This window comes from Halomonas sp. ABH4_019, assembly GCF_056159885.1.
On the sequence record NZ_JBSWWC010000001.1, the window covers coordinates 478468 to 498282 of the forward strand.

General features: G+C 54.6%; 14 protein-coding genes and 3 pseudogenes. 6 read left to right on the forward strand and 11 right to left on the reverse strand.

From position 1 onward, the window contains the following. The 3 genes from ACXAFN_RS02225 to ACXAFN_RS02235 all read right to left on the reverse strand — a co-directional run bounded on the left by ACXAFN_RS02225 (position 1) and on the right by ACXAFN_RS02235 (position 4686). The gene (locus ACXAFN_RS02225; RefSeq protein WP_474985810.1) at positions 1 to 1014 is read right to left on the reverse strand and encodes a PD-(D/E)XK motif protein; all 1014 of its coding nucleotides are present in this window, start codon (positions 1012 to 1014) and stop codon (positions 1 to 3) included. Further along, a complete protein-coding gene (locus ACXAFN_RS02230) occupies positions 1004 to 3652 on the reverse strand; it encodes a Z1 domain-containing protein (RefSeq protein ID WP_474985812.1) in 2649 nt (882 codons plus the stop codon). The genes ACXAFN_RS02225 and ACXAFN_RS02230 overlap by 11 nt, the downstream gene beginning before the upstream one ends. A 176-nt stretch (positions 3653 to 3828) precedes the next feature. Next, positions 3829 to 4686, reverse strand: coding sequence for a hypothetical protein (locus ACXAFN_RS02235; RefSeq protein WP_474985813.1), 858 nt, complete (start codon positions 4684 to 4686; stop codon positions 3829 to 3831). 278 nt (positions 4687 to 4964) lie between these two features. Here ACXAFN_RS02235 and ACXAFN_RS02240 point away from each other — a divergent pair. The 4 genes and pseudogenes from ACXAFN_RS02240 (at position 4965) to ACXAFN_RS02255 (ending at position 7003) form a co-directional block, all read left to right on the forward strand. After that, a pseudogene (locus ACXAFN_RS02240) lies at positions 4965 to 6046 on the forward strand (IS3 family transposase). A 102-nt stretch (positions 6047 to 6148) separates the two neighbouring features. After that, positions 6149 to 6397, forward strand: a pseudogene (locus ACXAFN_RS02245) (transposase); the annotation flags it as partial. A gap of 88 nt (positions 6398 to 6485) precedes the next feature. Then, positions 6486 to 6776 (forward strand): annotated as a pseudogene (locus tag ACXAFN_RS02250) (IS5/IS1182 family transposase); the annotation flags it as partial. 17 nt (positions 6777 to 6793) lie between these two features. Next, a complete protein-coding gene (locus ACXAFN_RS02255; protein ID WP_474987449.1) occupies positions 6794 to 7003 on the forward strand; it encodes a transposase in 210 nt (69 codons plus the stop codon). A 239-nt stretch (positions 7004 to 7242) separates the two neighbouring features. Here the strand turns inward: ACXAFN_RS02255 and ACXAFN_RS02260 are convergent, their stop codons facing one another. The 6 genes from ACXAFN_RS02260 to ACXAFN_RS02285 all read right to left on the reverse strand — a co-directional run bounded on the left by ACXAFN_RS02260 (position 7243) and on the right by ACXAFN_RS02285 (position 16486). Further along, positions 7243 to 7599, reverse strand: a complete 357-nt coding sequence (locus ACXAFN_RS02260; protein WP_043527825.1) for a nucleotide pyrophosphohydrolase — start codon at positions 7597 to 7599, stop codon at positions 7243 to 7245. Positions 7600 to 7700: 101 nt separating this feature from the next. Further along, positions 7701 to 10091 carry a DNA/RNA helicase domain-containing protein gene (locus tag ACXAFN_RS02265; RefSeq protein ID WP_474985815.1) on the reverse strand — a complete coding sequence of 797 codons (2391 nt, stop codon included), beginning with the start codon at positions 10089 to 10091 and terminating at the stop codon, positions 7701 to 7703. Between the two features lie 153 nt (positions 10092 to 10244). Further along, positions 10245 to 10445 (reverse strand): hypothetical protein, encoded by a 201-nt coding sequence (locus ACXAFN_RS02270; RefSeq protein WP_474985817.1) that lies wholly within the window; start codon positions 10443 to 10445, stop codon positions 10245 to 10247. A 270-nt stretch (positions 10446 to 10715) separates the two neighbouring features. Beyond that, a complete protein-coding gene (locus ACXAFN_RS02275; protein WP_474985818.1) occupies positions 10716 to 12059 on the reverse strand; it encodes a short-chain fatty acid transporter in 1344 nt (447 codons plus the stop codon). A gap of 22 nt (positions 12060 to 12081) precedes the next feature. Continuing rightward, positions 12082 to 13008: a bifunctional Delta(1)-pyrroline-2-carboxylate/Delta(1)-piperideine-2-carboxylate reductase gene (gene lhpI, locus ACXAFN_RS02280; protein ID WP_474985820.1), complete on the reverse strand. Its 927-nt coding sequence runs from the start codon at positions 13006 to 13008 to the stop codon at positions 12082 to 12084. A 22-nt stretch (positions 13009 to 13030) separates the two neighbouring features. Then, the gene (locus tag ACXAFN_RS02285) at positions 13031 to 16486 is read right to left on the reverse strand and encodes a molybdopterin-dependent oxidoreductase (protein WP_474985822.1); all 3456 of its coding nucleotides are present in this window, start codon (positions 16484 to 16486) and stop codon (positions 13031 to 13033) included. Between the two features lie 107 nt (positions 16487 to 16593). Between ACXAFN_RS02285 and ACXAFN_RS02290 the strand changes: the two genes are divergently transcribed. After that, positions 16594 to 17508 (forward strand): LysR family transcriptional regulator, encoded by a 915-nt coding sequence (locus tag ACXAFN_RS02290; protein ID WP_474985823.1) that lies wholly within the window; start codon positions 16594 to 16596, stop codon positions 17506 to 17508. A 189-nt stretch (positions 17509 to 17697) separates the two neighbouring features. Here the strand turns inward: ACXAFN_RS02290 and ACXAFN_RS02295 are convergent, their stop codons facing one another. Next, positions 17698 to 18039, reverse strand: coding sequence for a type I restriction-modification system subunit M N-terminal domain-containing protein (locus tag ACXAFN_RS02295; protein ID WP_474985825.1), 342 nt, complete (start codon positions 18037 to 18039; stop codon positions 17698 to 17700). Positions 18040 to 18281: 242 nt separating this feature from the next. Between ACXAFN_RS02295 and ACXAFN_RS02300 the strand changes: the two genes are divergently transcribed. After that, positions 18282 to 19430, forward strand: coding sequence for a hypothetical protein (locus ACXAFN_RS02300; RefSeq protein ID WP_474985827.1), 1149 nt, complete (start codon positions 18282 to 18284; stop codon positions 19428 to 19430). A 107-nt stretch (positions 19431 to 19537) separates the two neighbouring features. Here the strand turns inward: ACXAFN_RS02300 and ACXAFN_RS02305 are convergent, their stop codons facing one another. Next, positions 19538 to 19756, reverse strand: coding sequence for a helix-turn-helix domain-containing protein (locus tag ACXAFN_RS02305; RefSeq protein ID WP_474985828.1), 219 nt, complete (start codon positions 19754 to 19756; stop codon positions 19538 to 19540). Between the last annotated feature and the right edge of the window lie 59 nt (positions 19757 to 19815).

Sequence of the window (19815 nt, forward strand, 5' to 3'; positions counted from 1 at the left end):
CTACCCCCCTTTTGAACTCAAAATATCGCCAGCTACCGACAGAACATCCAGCGCCCCCGGCGCGGCATGCTCCAGAGAGACTGTGTACTGAACAGCTGAAACTCCCGAAGGAAGCACTCCATTAGGCAACATATTGCTAACCAGCTTCGGAAACTCTTCATCTACCAGCCATACTTCTGGCTCTTGGGCCGAAAATTCATTCTCGTTCCACTCATGACTCACTGGATACTGGCATCCGACTGCCTTTAGTCCAACTTCCAACTCCTCTGCACGTTTTGGAGAAATCTTAGACCTAATTTCTTCTACCATTCCTCCAACCGTATGATTTCCTGGAGCTATCCGTACACCGATAAGAAACAACCTTGTATCGTTCGGTGACTCCAGCTGATGAATATTCGACACCCGGAACGACCTTGCTCCGGAGGCTCTCAATGCTTTTACTTCAAGGTGGGTGTCATCGAAGACAAAGTCGTGGGTTTCACCAGTCGGTCCAAGCCAGCCGGAAACAGCATCTACACCGGCCTCCAGCAATCTGTCCAGAACGACAAGTTCGGCAAACAAACCGACCACTCTTTCTGGCGAAACCTGTCCTTCCTGCTGCTGAAAGAGCTTCCGGAACCGGTCCAACACCAAGGTCAGAGCATCTGTTGCCCCGCTTCCTTCAGATAACTCCCGAATCAGCGATTCACAGAAGCGAAAGAAGACCCCCTCCAGCTCCCGCGTATTACAAATAAGTCGTATCCAAGGCTGCCCGGATCTAAAGTAGAAATTAACTACAATCTGCGCCGAAGTCACTGGGACCTGCTTTAGCTCGTTTCTAGAACAGGGAACCCGAAATTCGGCGTGACCATCAGCAGTCAGTCCCCACTCTGGGCTTAGACCCATCACTTGCAGGCCTGCAACATCAATTATGCGTTCTTTCGTGTCAGACCCGAGACGAGCATGTGCACGTAGGTCGCCCCAAGGGGAGCCTGTTATCCATCTGTCCTGCTCGTCGAAGCCATCAGTTCCCATCTTCAGCCTCTGTCGTGTCTTCTTCACTTTCGTGGAAATCACCACGTTTCAGGTTCACCTCAATATACTTGGTTGGCTTGTTGTTTGCCTGGACACCCAATTGGGGGAAAACCAAGCCAACCCCCAGAACGTGATGGCTGGCGTCAAGGGTGGTTCTCTTACTTTCTTTAGAACTTGATACAGGGGCCGAGTGCTGATCGATCGGGTATAACAGAAGCATTGGGCGTGGCCCCACCAGCTGTTCCCTCGTATTTTTCAGACTACTCCAATCCCAGCTCTTCCAGTCATTGGGTTTGGGGCGAAGATCCTCGTTTACATCCGCCATAATGTCGGACCGTGACATCAACGCCTTGATGTCTGCAACCTGCCCGTCGGTCCCTTCCAGTCGAGAGCGTCTTACCAGCCGTGGAGCAACAGGACCCAGATTGATGCTCGCCTGGGGTCTCTTCTGGTCTGACGGTTGAACTACCACCACTGACCAGTGTGGCAAAGCGTCTCTGTTAATTCGGATGTACTCTTCTAGCCATTCTGAAGCAAGATCTCTGTGGCTTCTGTGTACGACATAGTCCCTGAAAAATTCAACTATGGCGTTAACATTTACTTCACCAACATAGGTCCCGGGGTCTACCTCGGCCTTCGAAGCCAGCGTCGCCCCTGCATTCCAATTTTGCTCAAGAATACCTTGGTCTAGTCTGGAGAAACGTATGGTTTGAAGGTGCAGGCCGCGATAATCGATATTTGCAGTTGTTGCGTGCCGCATCTTGTTACGGCCAGTAACCTGTAGCCCAGGTAGCGTCCGTATACGAACTGCAAAATCTATAGGTCTCGCTTTCCTGAGAGAATACTCTTCGATTTCCTGTCGGAGCTCATGCTCAACCAAAGCAAGCTGACGAAACGCGTCACTAACTTTTTCTGGCAACCAGAGCCTCACGAAATCTTCGTACCCGTCCCTATATCCAAACCATCTTCCCATCTGGAGCAAGGTGTCGTACTGCCGAGAGTTACGAGTAAAATAGGTCACCGCGAGCCCTTCTAGGGTAAGACCGCGAGCCAGTATATTCCCTCCAATTGCAATCACCGCCTGTGGAACACTTTCATAAGACAACCGGTCATCACTTTGGGAGTTCTCCACAGCGATTGAAATACGGTTAACTGCTTCATCGAGAAAACCAGCAATCTGTTCAAATACAACAGGCTCATTTCCAAACTCTTCTGGCGATACCTCTCTCCCTTCACTATCCCACAAAGCGCGCAAATCGGATAACAATTGTGTTTGGCCAATATCTTTTTCCAGGGAGTCAACCTCACCCTGTATCAACAGATTCAGATCCTCATGATCATCAATTTTATGCGAAGTATGGACCAACATACTGGAGTGCTTGTCCGACTGGCCACGCGCCAGCCTTGCCGCCACCACAAGCAGAAACCATCTGATAGCAGTTCGCAGTGTTGGCACGTCCTCCAAGCTCATGCCACCCCTGTCAAGATTCAACTTCTCCAGTTCTACAGGGCTTATTTTCCTTATGACATCTATGCCATCTCCACCTTCGTCTTCAGCATCAACGGGGTCACGTCCGAAGATCTGTTCAGCCCCGAAGTAACCTACAGGTTTAGGCAAAGAAATGATGAAGTTTCGAGGGTAAAGATCTTCCAGGTGATCTTCATCTTCGTCTTGGACGCTTTCCGGGAACGGTTTTATCAGGATATTAGCAAACGGAGTTGCGGTATACCCAACATAGCTAACCGCAGGCAGAGAGCTAAGTAGCTTCCGAATACGTCGATTGGTGATAGTCGGGTCTTCATCATACTTGCCCGCATTAGGGCTCGCCTGATCTGCTTCATCATCAATAACCAGCATCCTCAACTTATTTCTCAAGGGCGCTGGCGTATTTTTTATATCGTCAATCAACCGCTTCAGCAAGACACTGTGCTTTTTTGTAACAGCAAGCATGGTCACGCTAGCGGCAATGTTCGGAAGTTTTTTTGAAGCTTCCCCTTTGTAATCGCCACTTTCAACAAGCGACCCATCTGCAGCGTAGTCATTTCGTTTCGTAAGTTGCTGCCAATTGTGAGGATTTCGCCAAACCAGATCACTCTCAAGCCGCACCTGAGTTTGGTGGCGCAACTTGTCAGTTGTACCTGCGAGCACTACGACCAAGTTGTAACCAGCATCTACTGCACGAGCAATAACACCAGTCATGTTCGCCGTCTTGCCAGACTGAACGTATCCTACCACCAACCCACGAACGTCAAACTCATCTGTTGCCGGATCCCCCAGCTCTGCCACAACATCATGCGAGGACCTTGAGATAGAGCTGACGGCTTCAGTTGACCACCCTTTAGTTTTATTTAAGTAAGTGGACAGGGCTGGCCAATGAATACCAAAAAAAAACTTTTCTTCGTCATACCAGTTCGCATGTGCCTGAGAAAGTATGTAAGGATCTCTGATCTGGCGAACACGCTTCTGTAATTCGGTCTTGAGTAACTCCCTGACCTTATTAAGCAAAGCGACGTCAAGGGCCCCAAGAGCTTCGAAATATTCCCGAGTTTCAGTGACAGCCGCCTCAAGATCCGGCTCAGCCTGTTGCCTCAGATATCGTTCGACCGTATCCCGATATGCTTTCTCTTTTGCTTCCATACTAACTCTCCCTAATTGATTAGGTGCTGGGTCCCGTATGATTGTCCACCAGCTTGGTAAATAACTCAGGTCACTTGACCTTCCATTCTTTCATCGCTGCAATCGGTGATTGGTGATATAGGCTTTCTGCGGGATGTGGTGATTGTATAGCCACGTCTAGCACTTCAACGTCTGCATCAACTTTTGCTGTTGCTCTTGCTGGGTCTTTCACTGTTAGATCTCCACCGCATTTTCGATGCTGGGCAGGTGCTCGCCGGATTCAGCGACGGCACTTCGGCGCTCCTAAAGCCATACGGCGATCTCGTAGGAGTTTCGGTGGCTGTGGTGCAGGGAGAAGGGGTACAGCACCATGTTGCTGAAAACGTCATTGGGGATCTGGTAGTGGCGTCTGTAGAGCTCTGAGCTGGGTTGGCAGACAGCGGGCATGCGGGGCGCAGAGGATGGTGTTGAATCAGGTTCGCCGGCTGCTTGTTCTGTGGCTGGGAGTTATCTTCCCTGTGGCCAGCCCACGCCGCGTTGCCGAAGCGTCGGGTCGTGGCGTCAACATCCTGCTGCTCCAGCTCCCCCTTAAGCAGTAGGTGATCACTGTTCAGGATCAGCTCGGGAAGCTCGCTCTTCCAGTAGCAAGTATCCGAAAAGACTAGTACCGGGGCGATCGGCAGACGAATGCTGGGCAAGAACTTCTGAATGCCCTTCAGCGAACTGTTGGATTGCTTCTTGAGCGAATCCAGCGACGTTTTGTAGAGTTTGAAGGTACCTTGGTTGCCTTCGAACCACCACTGCCCCCCCCCATCAAACCAGATACCTCCGCCCTTCACTTCCCAAACCTGGATGCCGTGCTGCGGATGAAAAAGCAGTAAGTCGATATCTCCGATCCAAGTCCCATTGTCTTTGCGGGACTGGGTAGTCAGCCCTTGCATGTCTCGAAGCCCCGGGCCCTCCAACTCACACAGCCAGCGGTAGACCTTGGCCTCGCCGCTCGAAGGCAGCGCATCGAGCTCGCTATGGCTCAGGCGGGGATACAGGCTCGCCACACTACCTCCTTGTGTGAATAGTGTTTTCTACCCTAAGGCTACCTAACTTTTGACCGTGAAAGCCAGTCGCTCTCGATATTTCCTGCATCGTTACAACGTGCGTTGGACATGGACGGCTAGAGACAGTGCGCAATGCATCTCCATGTCGTGCAAGGCAACTACCCTCTCTGAAGTGGACCCCGAAATTCGGACCAGGCGCTAAGCTCTGATCATTCCGACAGGAGAACCTGATCATGAGCAGAAAACGCAGGCAATACAGCGCCGGCTTCAAGGCCTAAGTGGCCCTCGCCGCCCTCAAAGGCGAAGAGAGCATGTCGGAAATCCCTGCCCGCTTCGAGACCCAACCGATCATAGTGAGCCAATGGAAGCGCGAGTTGCTGGACGACGCCACCGGAATCTTCGAGGGCAAGGGCGACGGCAAAGCAGCCCAGAAGACCCAGGAGGAGATCGACACGCTCTACCGTGAGATCGGCAAGCTGACGGTGGAGCGCGATTTTTTATCACGCAGACTCGATCGTTGAGACGGGGCCAGCGCCTGGCACTGGTTGAGCCGCAGGCGCCCGACATCAGCCACCTACGCCAGTGCCAGTTACTCGGTATCAGTCGCTCCTCGGTGTACTACCAGCGCAAGGCCATGGGGAGCTACGATCTGCAGCTGAAGCGCCTTATCGACGAGGAACACCTGCGCACGCCGGTCTATGGTTCTCGGCGGATGACGGTCCATCTCAACCGTCTGGGCCACTCGGTGAACCGCAAGCGCGTCCAGCGACTGATGCGCCAGATGGGGCTATAAGCGGTGTATCCCAAGCCGCGCACCAGTCGCCCCCGGGAGGGGCATCGGATCTATCTTTACCTGCTGCGGGGGCATGTCATCGACCGCCCCAATCAGGTGTCGGCGATCTATGTGACCTACATCCTCCTGGCACGCGGGTTCATGCACTTGGTGGCCATTATGGACTGGTGCAGCCGTCGTGTGCTGGCCTGGCGAATATCGAACACCCTGGATGCGGACTTCTGCATCAACGCCCTAGAGGATGCCCTGGCGCGCCATGGACCGTCTCAGCTCTTCAACTCCGATCAAGGCTGCCAGTTCACCAGCGAGGCCTTCACCGAGGTGCTGGAGGCCTATGATGTTCGGATCAGCATGGACGGCAAGGGCTGTTACCAGGACAACATCTTCGTGGAGCGGCTCTGGCGCAGCGTGAAGTACGAGTGCGTCTACCTGAAGGCCTTCGAAGATGGCACTCACCTGCGTGAGGAGCTGAAGCATTACTTCACGTGGTTCAACAAGGAGCGGCCCCATCAGGGCCTAGACGATGCAACACCCGATGAGGTGTACTTCTATCAACCACTGATCTAGGCTTTGTACGAAAAGTAGATTTTGCTAATTTCCCCTATGCCGCAATAGCATAGGTGAAGTATGGCAGGACGCTACGAGATCTCTGACAACGGTTAGTCCCTCATCGATGATATCGTGTCGCCGCCGAAGACAATGGGGCGTCCCCGTCGCGATGACCGCCAGGTGTTGAACGGCATCTTCTGGATCCTTTGCTCGGGCGCCAAGTGGCGCGATCTTCCCGAGCGTTACGGTCCTTGGTCCACAGTGTATGACCGATTCCGCCAGTGGCGTGATGATGGCACCTTCGACGCCGTGCTGACGCGCCTCCAGCTCCAGCTTCGCGAGGATGGCCTGATGGACCTGGATACCTGGATACCTGGATACCTGGATACCTGGATACCTGGATACCTGGATACCTGGATACCTGGATACCTGGATACCTGGATACCTGGATACCTAGATGATCGACTCCACGGCCGTTCGTGCCACACGGGCCGCCTCGGGAGGCGGCAAAAAGGGGACCGGACGAACCGGTAGACCATGCGTTGGGGCGAAGCCGGGGCGGCTTAAGCACCAAGCTCCATCTGGTCTGCGACCGACATGGATGGCCTCTGACCTTGACGCTATCACCGGGTCAGGACGCCGACACTCGTCATTTCATGCCCACGATGGAGGCCATCCATCTGCCAGGAAAACGGGGCAGCCACGAAAGCGTTGCCGCTATATCGTGGCCGACAAGGGCTACGACAGCGATGACTTACGCCGCTACTGCGATCGACATCGGATGAAGCCGATCATCGCGCAGCGCAAGATGTACCGAAAGCCTCGTCTGGACTCCCTCGAGGGTTCGACAAGCCCAAGTATCGGAAGCGCAATTTGGTAGAGCGTACCTTTAGCTGGCTCAAGGAGCTACGGCGAATCGCTACGCGCTATGACAAGCTCGCCAGCAGCTTCCGGGTGATGGTATGCCTTGTGTAGCAACTGGTTGATTTTTCACGTGAAAAAGCAGTCTTAAATTCCGTCCTCAGAGTGAGGAATAAACCACGCTGGTTTATCTTCAAGCACAAAATCGCCATTCAAGGCCGCTTTTAGCATAGAATTTAAACCAAAAGCTGAGTCTTCTGCCCTGCTTGAGTTCAAATTTAGCGGGAGGAAGCTTGAGGGACGAAGCCAGGCTGAGAAGGCCGCTGCAGGGGACAAAGCGGCCACACATCACGTCAATCCTGATAGTGCGTGTACTTTTTTGCGCTTCCCTTCACTTGGTCGGCGGGATATTTCTCCGCATTCTTCTCCATCTTCGCCCGGCATGCCGCTTCGATATCCACGTCCAGCTTGCCCGCCAGCCGGATCAGATAGAGCTGAACATCGGCAATTTCGTCGCGCACGGCGGCCAGTTGCTGCTCATCCAGCTCCCTGGACTGCGCCTCGGTCAGCCACTGGAAACACTCCTGCAGCTCGGCAGCCTCCACCGTCAGCGCCATGGCCAGGTTCTTGGGCGAGTGGAACTGGTCCCAGTCGCGCTCGGTGGCAAACTGGTCCATGGCGTCTCGAAGCTGCTTGAACGGATCTGACATCTAGTGCTCACCTGGTTCTGCGGTATCGGATAGCGGTGAGCATGCCTGCTCTGCCGCTCGCTATCCAGCCAGCATAGGCGACCATCCGGCCGCCCACTCGTTCACAGCACGGAGAGGAATTCACCGATGACCTTCAGGTCCTCGAGCTCGTCCTCGAGCACGATGTCCTTGTAGCCGAAGGCATTGGTCTGGGGCTTGAGCACGATGCGCTGGTTCACGAACTCGCCGTATTCCTCGATCTTCTCGCTCTGATACTGCTTCACCGTGAAGCTGCCGCCGTGGTCCGGGTCCTCGATGGCGCGATGCTGCACCACGACGACCTTGCCCTGCCGCGTGCCGCCGGGGTTGGCACGGAACAGACACCAGGCGCCATTGGGGATGCGCCGGTTCATCGACTCCCCCACTACCCGGCTGACGAACAGGTCGGGGCTCGCACGCATGAAGTCCGGCAGCTCGACCCAGTGCTCGGCGTCGGCGATTTGCATCTCGCTGAACTCACCGGCGGCGATGCTCAGGTCGTACACGGGCACATGGCGCTCGAACGGCGCGGCCTGATCACGCGCCACGATGGGAAGGTGCAAACCATCCAGCGTCTCGGCCTCTTCAGCCAGACCGGTATGCTCGGTGGCTACCTGCGCACGAGCGAAGGCCGCGAAGTACTCACGGGTCTCGGGGTCCGTGGCATAGACGTAACAACCCTTCTGGCCCCGCGTCATCAGCGTGCGATAGGTGTTCTTGATGATCTGGTCCGCCAGGGCACGGGCATGCTCGGGCTGCTCCTTGAGCATCTTCTTGTAGCCATGCACGGAGCGATCCTGCCCCGCCCGCTTGGCCGCGTCCGTCACCACGCGTCCGTCACGAATCACGAAGTCGTCGCCGATGATGACGCCGACGTAGTCGAATTCGAGCCCCTGGCAGGTGTGGATGCAGCCGACCTGCTCTGCTGATCCATCGGCGATGGCCCACAGCATGCCGTCGTCATCGAGGTTCCACTGGGCCGCGAAGCCATACTCGGGAAACACGATGTCCATGGCCTGCTTGTCCTTCTTGCTGGCCCAAGGCCAGCAGTAGCCCGCCACCATGCGGGCCTTGTTGGCCTTGCGGTTCTTTTCGAAAATCGCAAGGCGCATGGCACTCGGGTCATCGAACACTTGGAAGTCGTAGTCGATGTCCTCCAGGTCAGTATTGGCCGTGGTGCGAATCTGAAGGGCGTGATCGAGCCAGGCCAGATAGCCATCCGAGCCGTTGCAGCGAAACTGCGATGCCAGCTCGAATTCCTGGACATTGGCGCCGCACTCGGCTGCCCGCCGCCGGATCTCCTCGACCGTGCCCACGTCTTTCAGCGTCACGCGCTGCGCTTCATCGATGAAGAAGATCGAGAAGCGTGACGCGGCGATCACCTCCTTGATCTGGCTCTCGCCCAGGTTCTGGTACATGCCCGACTTTTCGTTCAGGCGGTGCGCCTCGTCGACGATCAGCGCATGGAAGGTATCCGGCTCGGCGTTGACGTAGCTGCCCGAGCCCTTGAACAGGTTGTCGATGTGGGTCTTCTTTCGAGTACCGGTCAGCTTCTTCTTGAAGACCTCACGAGGGGCCGAGTTGCGCGAGACGTACTGCGTCATCATCTCGCGCTTAGTCAGCTCCACCAGCAGGTTGATGGCCACCACCGACTTGCCGGTGCCCGGCCCGCCCTTGACGATCAGGCACTGCTTGTTGTCGCTACCTGCACGGTGAGCGAGGTCAAGCGCGGTTTCATAGACCAGCTTCTGGTCGTCGATCATCAGGAACTCGGCGTTGCCTTGCATCATCGAGGCCAGGGCATCCGCCAGGTTCTTGCTCGGCTTGATCACACCGTGCTCGATGCGATACATGATGTCGTTGCTGTCGCCGTACTTGATATGCTGGCTCAGAAACGCCGATAGCTTCAAGGCATCCTGCGAGATGAAGACCGGCGCACGGCGCGTGTGGTGCTCGTAGAAGGGATCATTGATGGCGTTCCCCTGCTTCATGTTGTGCAGGTAGGCGCAGGGCACCAGGCGGATCGACTCGGAGCGTACCGTCTCGTTGTAGTCCTCGATCAGCGCGCCATAGGACCACGCCTGATACGACGGATGGTTGGTTTCGCGAACACCGCCGCCCAGTTGGGTGCGCACGATGGCGTCCTTCTTCGTCACCTCGACGGACTGCCACTGTTTCAGTTCCACGATGACCGCCGCATCGTCCCGCTGGTGGTTCTTGCCGGTCAGGATGAAGTCCACGCGGCGATTGGTCAGCGGGATATTGTACTCGATGGCCACCCCGGCCGACGCGGGAATCGCCTCGTCCAGCAGCGCGCTCATCATGAAGCGCAGAGAGTTCTCCCAGGACGTCACCTCACTGCGCGGAGAGTTGCGGTTCAGCTTGCGTGCCACCTCGTTCTCGATGGCATCGGTGATGACGTTGGCTCGTACATCGTCGATGAACTGCTGCTTGGTGGCGTTGTAGACCAGCATACCCTAAAAAGTTCCCTTTTATTTCATGTGCTTATAGAATTTACACACGGTTGCATCCGACAATTATGCACGCTCGGGGAAGCAACATCACACATCAGAGCCAAAAAGGCTGAGAGGGCCAGGGTCCTTGCGCACTGGATTCAGCGACCAGCCTTAGCTATCTGCTTTTCGCCGTTTCAACTCAGCCCGCGCCCAAGCGGATGCTTCTTTCATATCCCGCCGCAATTCGTCGATCTCCTCGGAAGTCAGCCACCGAACCGCCGGCTCCCCGCCTTCTGGGTGCGTCTCGCCGACCTGCTCGACGGTCTTGGTTTCCAGCTCTTTCCGCCGTTGTCGGCGTGTCTGTTCGTCCATGTCCTCCTCCTGGCTGAAAGGCGGCCATTGGCCGCCTGAGCTATCGCTGGTCAATGGCTCCCATGATGTTAGAAGCCAGTATCGGAAAATCCCGCCGCTTCTGAAAATGGGGTTATCCCGGTTCCAGCTCCTACATCGTTGCTAGATACCACCTCTGAGATCAAATATAGATATGATACAAGTGCCACTCATCAAGAGTGGCACTTGGACACCAGACATTATTTATATAGAAAAGTCAGGTTGATGATATTGCATTGACGACTTTTACTCTCAGAACAGCAACAGTGCCAGACTAATGATAATGCCGCTCACCGCCAACACAACTGCACAGAACCCCATGATATCTCTAGCCTTGAGACCTGCAATCGCAAGGGCAGGTAAAGCCCAGAACGGCTGCAGCATGTTGGTCCAGCTATCTCCCCAGGCAAATGCCATTGCCACAGTTGAGATGTCGGCATTCAGTGCCTGGGCAGCCTCCATGACAATCGGCCCCTGCACTGCCCACTGGCCACCACCCGATGGCACAAACATATTGATTACGCCAGCAGAGAGAAAACTCCAAACGGGTAGTGTGTCTGCCGTTGAGATGTTAACGAACATTTGTGCGAGGTCACCGGCCAAGCCAGATTGAGACATGATACCCATGAGGCCAGCATAGAAAGGGAACTGAATGATGATGCCGCTGGCGCCTTTCACCGCTTCATTGATTTGCGCCAGAAACTGACTGAGATTCTTGTGCAAGCCGATACCAACAAAAATCAGCGAGAAGATAATGACATTGAGGTTGAGGCCTCCTCCTTTGACTGCGTAAAGAACCACCGCGGCTATACCTGCCGAAGAGATGAGCAGTGCAGGCCAGATTGAGTGCTCGAGGCGTTCTGCTGGACGTGACACGTCATCATTCGATGGTTTCGGCTCATCTTTAAAGTCGGTAAAAGACACCGACTTGCTGTTTTTCAGCATCAGGTAATTGGTGAGAGGAAGCGCGACAAAAATTACCACGACAAGACCAATATTCAAAGGACTGAACAATGTTTCGCTGGTAGAAATCAGGCCAACACTACCCTCTAGAAAGTGACCAGGAGTCGCTAGGCTAAGAGGTATCGATCCAGACAACCCAGCATGCCAGACAAGGAAACCAGAATAGGCACTCGCAATCAGCAGCCGATAGTCGACGAATGGTACGCGCCTGGCCAACTCTTTGGCTAGTACTGCCCCAACCACAAGCCCTATACCCCAATTCAACCAGCTAGCCAGAAGTGACACCACGGTCACGATGATAACCGCACGCCCAGGAGTTCTGGCTGAACTAGCGATGCGTAACGTCAGAGACTTGAACATTGGCGTAGTGGCCACTACGAAACCTGCAACCAAGATGAGAACCATCTGCATAGCAAACCCATGCAGACTCCAGAACCCATCCATCCAATAGCCGAGAATATCGGCAGGAGCGTCACCCCTGAATGACACGCAAGCCAGCATAATCATAATTGTAAGCACGATCACGATGACTAATGGATCAGGAAGGTATCGGTCGAAAATACGTGTCAACCCATTGGTGATTCCACCGAAGAACCTGTTGTTCTCACTGGCATTTATAGTATTGTTTGACATTATTGTTCTCCTGAATATTATTTTAACCTTGATGGACAAGTATTGCTGCTGCCAAGTCCTCCAGTGCGGTACCAACTGCCTTGAATACCGTGCATTCCTGTTGCGAGCTTCGCGTAGGGCATCGACGTAGGCAGAGGTCTTCCAAAGTCCCGATGACGGCATCGGGGCTCAGGGCACCCGAATGTATCGGTTGAGTCAGATCCCCTGACTTTTCCAGAGCTTCTTCGGTATCAATGAAGAGAGCATTAGCAACCACTGCATCGGTATCCGCCTCGCGCATACTCGGCGTAAAGCTGCCGATCAGATCGAGATGACTGCCAGGGGACAGCCAGGCTCCTTTGACTAATGACTGTGTCGACAAGGTCGCGCAGGTGATAGCATCTGCCCAGCTCACTGCCATCTGAAGATCCTCGACGGCGCGGGCCTTGAAACCATCTTGATTAAGCTGCATCACCAGTCGTTCCGATGCGACGGGATTGATATCCCAGACCGCGACTTCTTCGATTGGCAATACTTCCCGATAAGCGTAGGGAATCAGGCTACCCACACGTCCTGCCCCCAGTAGCGTCAAGCGCGAGGAGGAAGGGGATGCCAGAAATTTGGCTGCTAGTGCCGAAGCGGCAGCTGTGCGCCTTGAAGTGATCTCGTTACCGTCGACTTGAGCTACGGGTTCTCCCGTATCACGGTTATACAATGTGTAAGTCGAGAACAATCCGGGTAGCGATTTGCTAGCATTGTTAGGGGCAATGTTGACGGTTTTAATTCCCATAAACCCGACATCACTCCAGGCAGGCATTATCAGTGTTGTCAAGGGTGTTTCCGGCGTTCCGATGTCGTGAATGTGCCTACGGGGCGTTGTACAGCCATGCTTGAACATACTTTCAAGCACTGGGATTAAACGGGAAAACGGAAGTGCCTCTCTCGTCTCTTCACTGGCATAGATTCTCACACTCAACTCCTTCTTAAATAATTCACACATCAAGTTCCAAATTGCTCACAGGAACAGCCTGGCAAGTCAAGCAAATGGCCGGGTCTTCCGGCTCCTGGCCATTCAGGTGATAGACTTGCCCGGAAATAATGCGAACTGCGCAACTTTCGCACTGCCCTACCCGACAGCCGCTGGGTAGGTTTATACCCTGAGCCTCCGCAAAATTAAGGAGCACCCCTTCCGCTGAGTTCCACTTGTAACTTCGAGGATTTGAGCGTCGGAAGGAGACACTGTATTGCTTGTCATTATCGACAGTGAGAGTCGCAGGAGACCGAAACACCTCACTAAAAATATCGAATCTGGGAACTCCCCTCTCAACTAGCTGATTGGTAATAGCTGTCATCATCGGGTTCGGACCACACAGATAAAACCGTGCCCGACGTTTGATCAGAGAGTTCGGGACAACGTCAGCCGACACTAGTTCATTGGAGTCGTAGTCAACCCCCTTGATCTCGGTCGCTAGCGGATCGTTGTAATAGTTGATCACTGTCAATCCGGCCAGACGGGTTTTCAACTCGTTGATACGCGATGCAAAGGCATGGCTCTGACTGTTTCTGTTCGCATAGTGCAGCCATACCTCAGGCATGTCGTCAGACTGTGCCAGAGTCTCCAGGTAACTGATAAAAGGCGTTATTCCGATTCCCCCGGCGAAGATAACGACGGGTTGATGCATTGTGGTAGGCAAAACAAAGTTTCCACCGGGCGAGCCAAGGTGCACTTCCTGCCCAGTCAGAAGATGCCTGTGAAGATAACCTGACATCCGGCCCTCAAAAGCATTACCTTTCTCGTCCGCTCCCCGTAAGTGGCGAACAGCTATGCGGTAGCTAGTCCTGTCTTGTTCTTGTGCAGAGCCGGTCAGGGAGTATGCACGGACGAGTTGCTCGCTTGAGCCGTCCTTGCCAACGCGCATCGTAATGTGCTGGCCGGGCAGGTAATCAGGAAGCAGGGAGCCATCTGAGGACGCTAGTTCGATAGCTAAGACATCAGCCGTCTCACGCTTTATGGTACGAACTCGGAATGGCCTAAAACCTTCCCATGTGCGTCGTCTGATATCTTGAGCAGGGTCTCTCTGAATATCACAGTGGAACGAACGCATCGGCACGGAGCCACTGATTGGATCCGAATCACGCGCGCTGATCAGAGCATTGTAGTTGCTATTACCATCACCTATGACAGCATATCCGCCTCGCCCAAGTTCGTTACAGCTTTGCCACCACCCGAATTCCGCGACAATTACTCCAGCATCTAAATCCGGGCTCAAGCTGGCGCAGAAACGAGCCTGCCCTTCTGTAGTATTGATCACCACCCAATCACCCTTCGTTATACCTTTTTTAGCCGCCAATTCAAGGCTGAGTTGGGCAACAGGCAAAGGCGACCTCTTGCGCAGCGACACAATAGAACGGTGCTGGCTATGGCAGAAAAATCCGTTTTTTATTGAAGTGAGCGTATAAGGGTATTTTGAAGAAGCTTTGTGGTCCGTGAGCACGCCTTCGGCTTTGGGCAGCGGGTCATAACCATAACGCAGCAGCATTTCTGAGTAGAGCTCGACCCTCCCGGTGAGTGTTTCGAAGCCTTTGATCTTACCATTGCCGATACAGCTGTACTTCTTCGGCTCCTGTGTCAAACTGTAACGCACACCTTCCGGCTTCTGGCGCAGCTGGGATACGGTCAAATCAAGCGGTTCCAGCATCCAGTTCCAGCCAGCCTCGAGACTACCGTTAAAAAAGAGCTCGTCCATTCCCAACGCTTTTGCCAAAGCGAATACAATCTCGATGTCGGATTTTGATTCTCCCCGAGGTGAGACTGCCCGCTGACGGAGCTGAACATGCTCCACCGCAACGTTGTTGATCTCGAATCCGGCACGCAGTGCTTCTCTCTCCCAAGGCGTATTAACCGGCAATATAATGTCGGCAAAGCGAGAAGATGGAGTTTCAAACAGGTCGCAATGCACATGGAATTCGAGCTGCTGCAAGGCTGCTTTTCCCAGCTCTACATCTCCTTGGCTGGCCATCATGTTAGTGCCGAACCCTATGAGTGCTCGAACACGATAAGGCTGGCCGAAAACGATGGCTCGATATAGGTCCCGAGCAGTAACCCAACCTTGGGCAGGAGGTCCAAGTGGGCGTTGGCCAATGCCCAGAGCTTTGTGTAATTGCGCCGGTTCAATAAGCTCCAATCCTTTGATGGGACGAACAGGAACTTGTGCGTATACGCGGTTGCCACCAAGAACATCGAAGCTGCCCGTCAGAGCGTAGAGAATGGAAACGGCACGCTCGGTCTGTGTCGCGTTGCTATGCTGCCCGATGCCCGTCCATGAATGATATGCAACGCGTTTACTGGCGCTTAGCAATTCCGCAGCCTGGATCATCGAATCGGCGTCAACGCCAGAGATTCGCTCGACGACATCGGGCGTATAAGGAGCACAAGTACGCTCAAGCAAAGCTAAGACAGGCTCGCATGTGACTACTTCACCATTGACCAGCGACACACGATAGCGCCCAGCCAGTGCTGCACGGACTCCATGAGAAAGTGACGATCCGCTGTGCGGGGTATAACAAACCGGTGCATTGACCTCACTGTCCCACACGACGAAGCTATCGGGAATTGGGTCATCCCCTTGCGTCCGCGCAAACTCACAGTCTTCTGCCCGCAACAGCGTCCCATCATCAGAGCGGACCAGAAAAGGAGCATTCGTCCAGCTGCGAACGAAATGATAATCAAAGCTTTGGTGCAGTAACATCTGCCGCACCAGGCCCAACGCAACCACCATATCGGTGCCGGGGCGTACTCGAAGCCAGACATCCGCACTGGCCGCCAGTGGCGTCTTACGCGGATCGACCACTATCATCCGTGCCCCTTTATCTCTCCCTTTGCCGATTGCATTTGCTTGGCTGAGCCACGTGCTCGTAGGATTATGGCCCCACAGCATAATGAGATCAGCGTTAGCATAGTCAGCCGTAGGCATACCGCAGCCGAATGTAAAGGCATGGGCATAATCTTTGTGCCAATTGCAGACCTCAGTGCCATAGCAAATATTGGGGCTTTGAAAGGCTCGGACAAATCGCTCAACCCAATCGATGCTATCCGATATGGGCGTACCACTGGGTGTGGTCACACCAAACGCAACTGATTCCGCCCCTGATTCGTCTTTAATCTCCGATAGTCTCGCCGCGATAGTGGTGATTGCTTCGTACCAGGAAATTCTTTCCCAGCCAGGGTCTTCTGCGGTCTTTGGCTTTGTTCGACGCATCGGGTAGAGCAGGCGGTTGGGGCTATGAACCAGCTCGGGAGCAGCCCGGCCCTTCATACACATGGCTGCGCCAGTGGGGTGGTCAGTGTCCGGCTCCACCTTGATAAGGCTATCGCCATTTACATGATTAATGGTCCCGCACCGCGATCGGCATAAGGTGCAGTAACCTCGCTTCTCTTCGACTGGCATGGGGAAATCTCCGGCCACAACGTTGATCTTCTTATCAACGAACCTAGACTCCGCATGACCTCATTGCTAATATAGATTATGAATTCATCAATATTGATTTTTTCAATATGAACACGGGCATAACCCTCCGACAATTGGAGTACCTAGTGGCACTGGCGGAAACGGGCCAGGTGACCCGCGCCGCCTTGCGCTGTCACGTCTCTCAATCGTCGATGACAATTGCACTAAAGAACCTGGAGCAGAGCCTCGGAGCTCAACTGTTCCAGCGACATGCCAAGGGCGTCCGCCTGACGCAAGCTGGGGAACGATTCGCGCGCCGGGCGCAAGACACGCTGTTGGGGGTCGAAGACGCCATAAAGGAAATCCAACGCTCCCCTGACGACCTGCATGGACAGATCCGGATCGGTGTCACTGAGACGATATCCGCTTACTTGATCCCATTGTTGTTAGTATCGCTTACTGGGCAATTCCCTAACCTGAATATCATAATGGAAGAGCGCGACAGGGCCAGTATCGAAAAGGGGCTTCTGGAAGACTGCTTCGATCTAGCGTTCATTCTTGTCTCCAACATGCAGGTCCATGACGAACTAGAGCACGAGACAATGCTGCGGTCTCCCAGGCGGTTATGGCTCGACAGCGAGAGTCCTCTTCAGCATCCGGAAAGTCTTACTCTTGATGAGATTGCCGAGAGCGATTTCATTCTTCTGGACATGGATGAACACGTAGAAACGGTGAACCACTACTGGGGGGAGCATGGCCTCGCCCCCAAGGTCGCATTCAAAAGCAGTTCGCTAGAGGCTGTTCGCAGCCTCGTGGCTCTCGGAAAAGGAGTCACGATCCTATCAGACTTGGTGTATCGACCATTCTCTCTAGAAGGACGACGCATCATTCGGCGCGAACTAAATGAAAGCCTCCCGACGATGGATATCGGCTGCGTATGGAAGAAGAGAGATGAACTTCCGCGCAATATTATCGCCGTTAGAGACTTCATTCGACGAACAATTAGCGAGCAAGTCAATTAAACTCGAGACAGTGACGATAGAAAGGTAGAAAACGGTAGGTTTAATGCCTGGCATCAGACGTCTTCGATGTCAGGCGGCCCCACCGGTGAACAGCAGCGAGACGTCGGAGACCCGCGGCAGACCAGGACCGAGGCAGCTGTCGTAGCCACAGTGCTTATGCTCGCCGGTGATCGCCTTCTTTACCTTCTTTCACTCCACCCCGAACGGAGGGTTGGAGAGCATGAAGTCGAAGCGCTCGCCAGACAGCTGATCGTCGTAGAGCATGCCGAGGGTCAGCGGCGAGGCGTGGAAGAAGGGCCGGTCAGCAGCGCGCAGCAGCAGCTTCTCGCGGACGGCGTCGGGCTTGGCCTGGTGCTCGTGGGCAGCGGCCAGGACAGCGCCCTTGGACGGCTCCAGCACGCACTCCAGGCGCCGCAGTAGGGTGAAGGACAGGATGATACGCCCGTACTGGGACTGCTTGAAATCGCCGCGCAGCAAGTCGGCGGCCGCCCAGATGAAAGCCGCCGTCTGGGAGTGACTCTCCGTGTTCACAATGCTACCCCGTGTGCTTGGTTCTGATGAGAAAAACTACTGGACATCACACACAGTGACAGGCAGAGAGGAGCAGGGAAGTACGTGCAGCCCATCCTTACCACCGCGGTCACCGTCCATGATGAGAGGCGTCAGGCCCCTACGGTGCAGGCCATGTTAATGTAGTCGGCCCTATTAGGGCCTGGTCTGGCCTCTACCCGACCATGAGCCGAAAGTTTACCCATCATCGACAAGGATGCCGTATGGATGACTCTCTCTTGGTCAGCCTCCGACAGTATCGTCCCCGGGAAGGGCGGGACTCCCTGGAGGATTTCATCACCGAGGTCTTTGCCTGGCTGCTTCGCAATGCTGGAGGCGTGGCGGAGAAGGTGCTCACCACCACCGTCATGCACATGAGAGAGGAGCGCCGGATCGATGTTCCCAAGTGCGACGTGACCTGGGATACCCAGGTGTCCTATCCCGGGGTGCGTCTGGACATGCTGGCGCAATGGGCCGGCGGGGCGATCCTATTCGAGCACAAGGTGCATGCTGCCCTGCATCGGGAGCAGCTCTTCCGTTACCAAGAACTCGCTCATAGCCACTTCATAGACCAAGAGGCGAGGGTTGTCATAATCAGTGCGACCCCCGCTCAGCATCACCCCGAAGCCGATGGATGCCTCTGTTGGCATCACATCTACACCGCCGTGGAGGAGCATCTCGGCCAATGCGATGACGCAACCGAGCAATTTCACATCGGCAGCTTCCTGGCCCTGTTGCGCCATGAAGGCCTACATCCCGCTGCCCCCATCGACCATCAGGCCATTCGCTACTACCCCATTGCAGGAAAGTTGCCGACCCAGATTTCGCAGGCACTCTCGCCTCTAGCCGGCCGGCACTGGCCGCTTGAAGGACAGTACGAGGGGGCAATGAAGGGGTATCGCTGGGGACGCCTTGGATTTGAGCTGGTGCCAGCCGTTGGCCCCGTGAAGTGGATGCCTGGGATCTTCGTAGGAGTGATCCTAGATGGGGGCGATCATCTGGTACAGCATCGCCACCCCGATCAGGTCATGCTGCGAGTGATTCTAGATTTCTCGCAAGCCCTGCATCGAATCTACAGTCACCAGCCAAGTTACCTGGCGCTGGTGGAGTCTCTAAGGGAGAGAGCTCCTAGCACCCGCTGGACGTTTTATCACCAGCGAGAGGAGTCCCGCTTCAATGCCTACCATCCTATCCATCTGGAAACCCCATTGCTGGAAGTGTTGCGGGGTACCCAGACCATGGAGGACCAGCGGGAAGCCATGTATGTGGTCGTCTGCGAGGCCCTTCAGCTCCTGCAGCAGGACCACTGCCTGCCAGATCTCACCGAAGAATGTCGATCAGCTCTTGTGACTGAGACGCACTCCGGTGGCTGAGCCCTAAGGCTACTGGCCGATATGAATCGAAGGGGCTTACAAGCGCGATATCGTAGGCCCCATTTTCTGAAGCGAGCAACTCACCCAATTTATAACCATCGGACGCCTCAACTTGCATGGCACCTCTTCGTCTTCAGCCATTCCTCGAGTTCTCTGACACGAAAGCGGACACTCTTTCCAATCTTGTAGAGTGGCAGCTCTCGTCTCGCCGCCATGTCTTGAATCGTCCGCTTGGACAACCCCAGCAGGGGGACCGCCTGCTCCACACTGATCATGTCATCCGGATAATAGCGAATGGGCTCACCATCTTGATTATGCTTCTGCATCACATCCTCCACGTCTTTTCTCTCCGGTATTTATCCGTCCCAAAAAGAGAAGTTTTGTG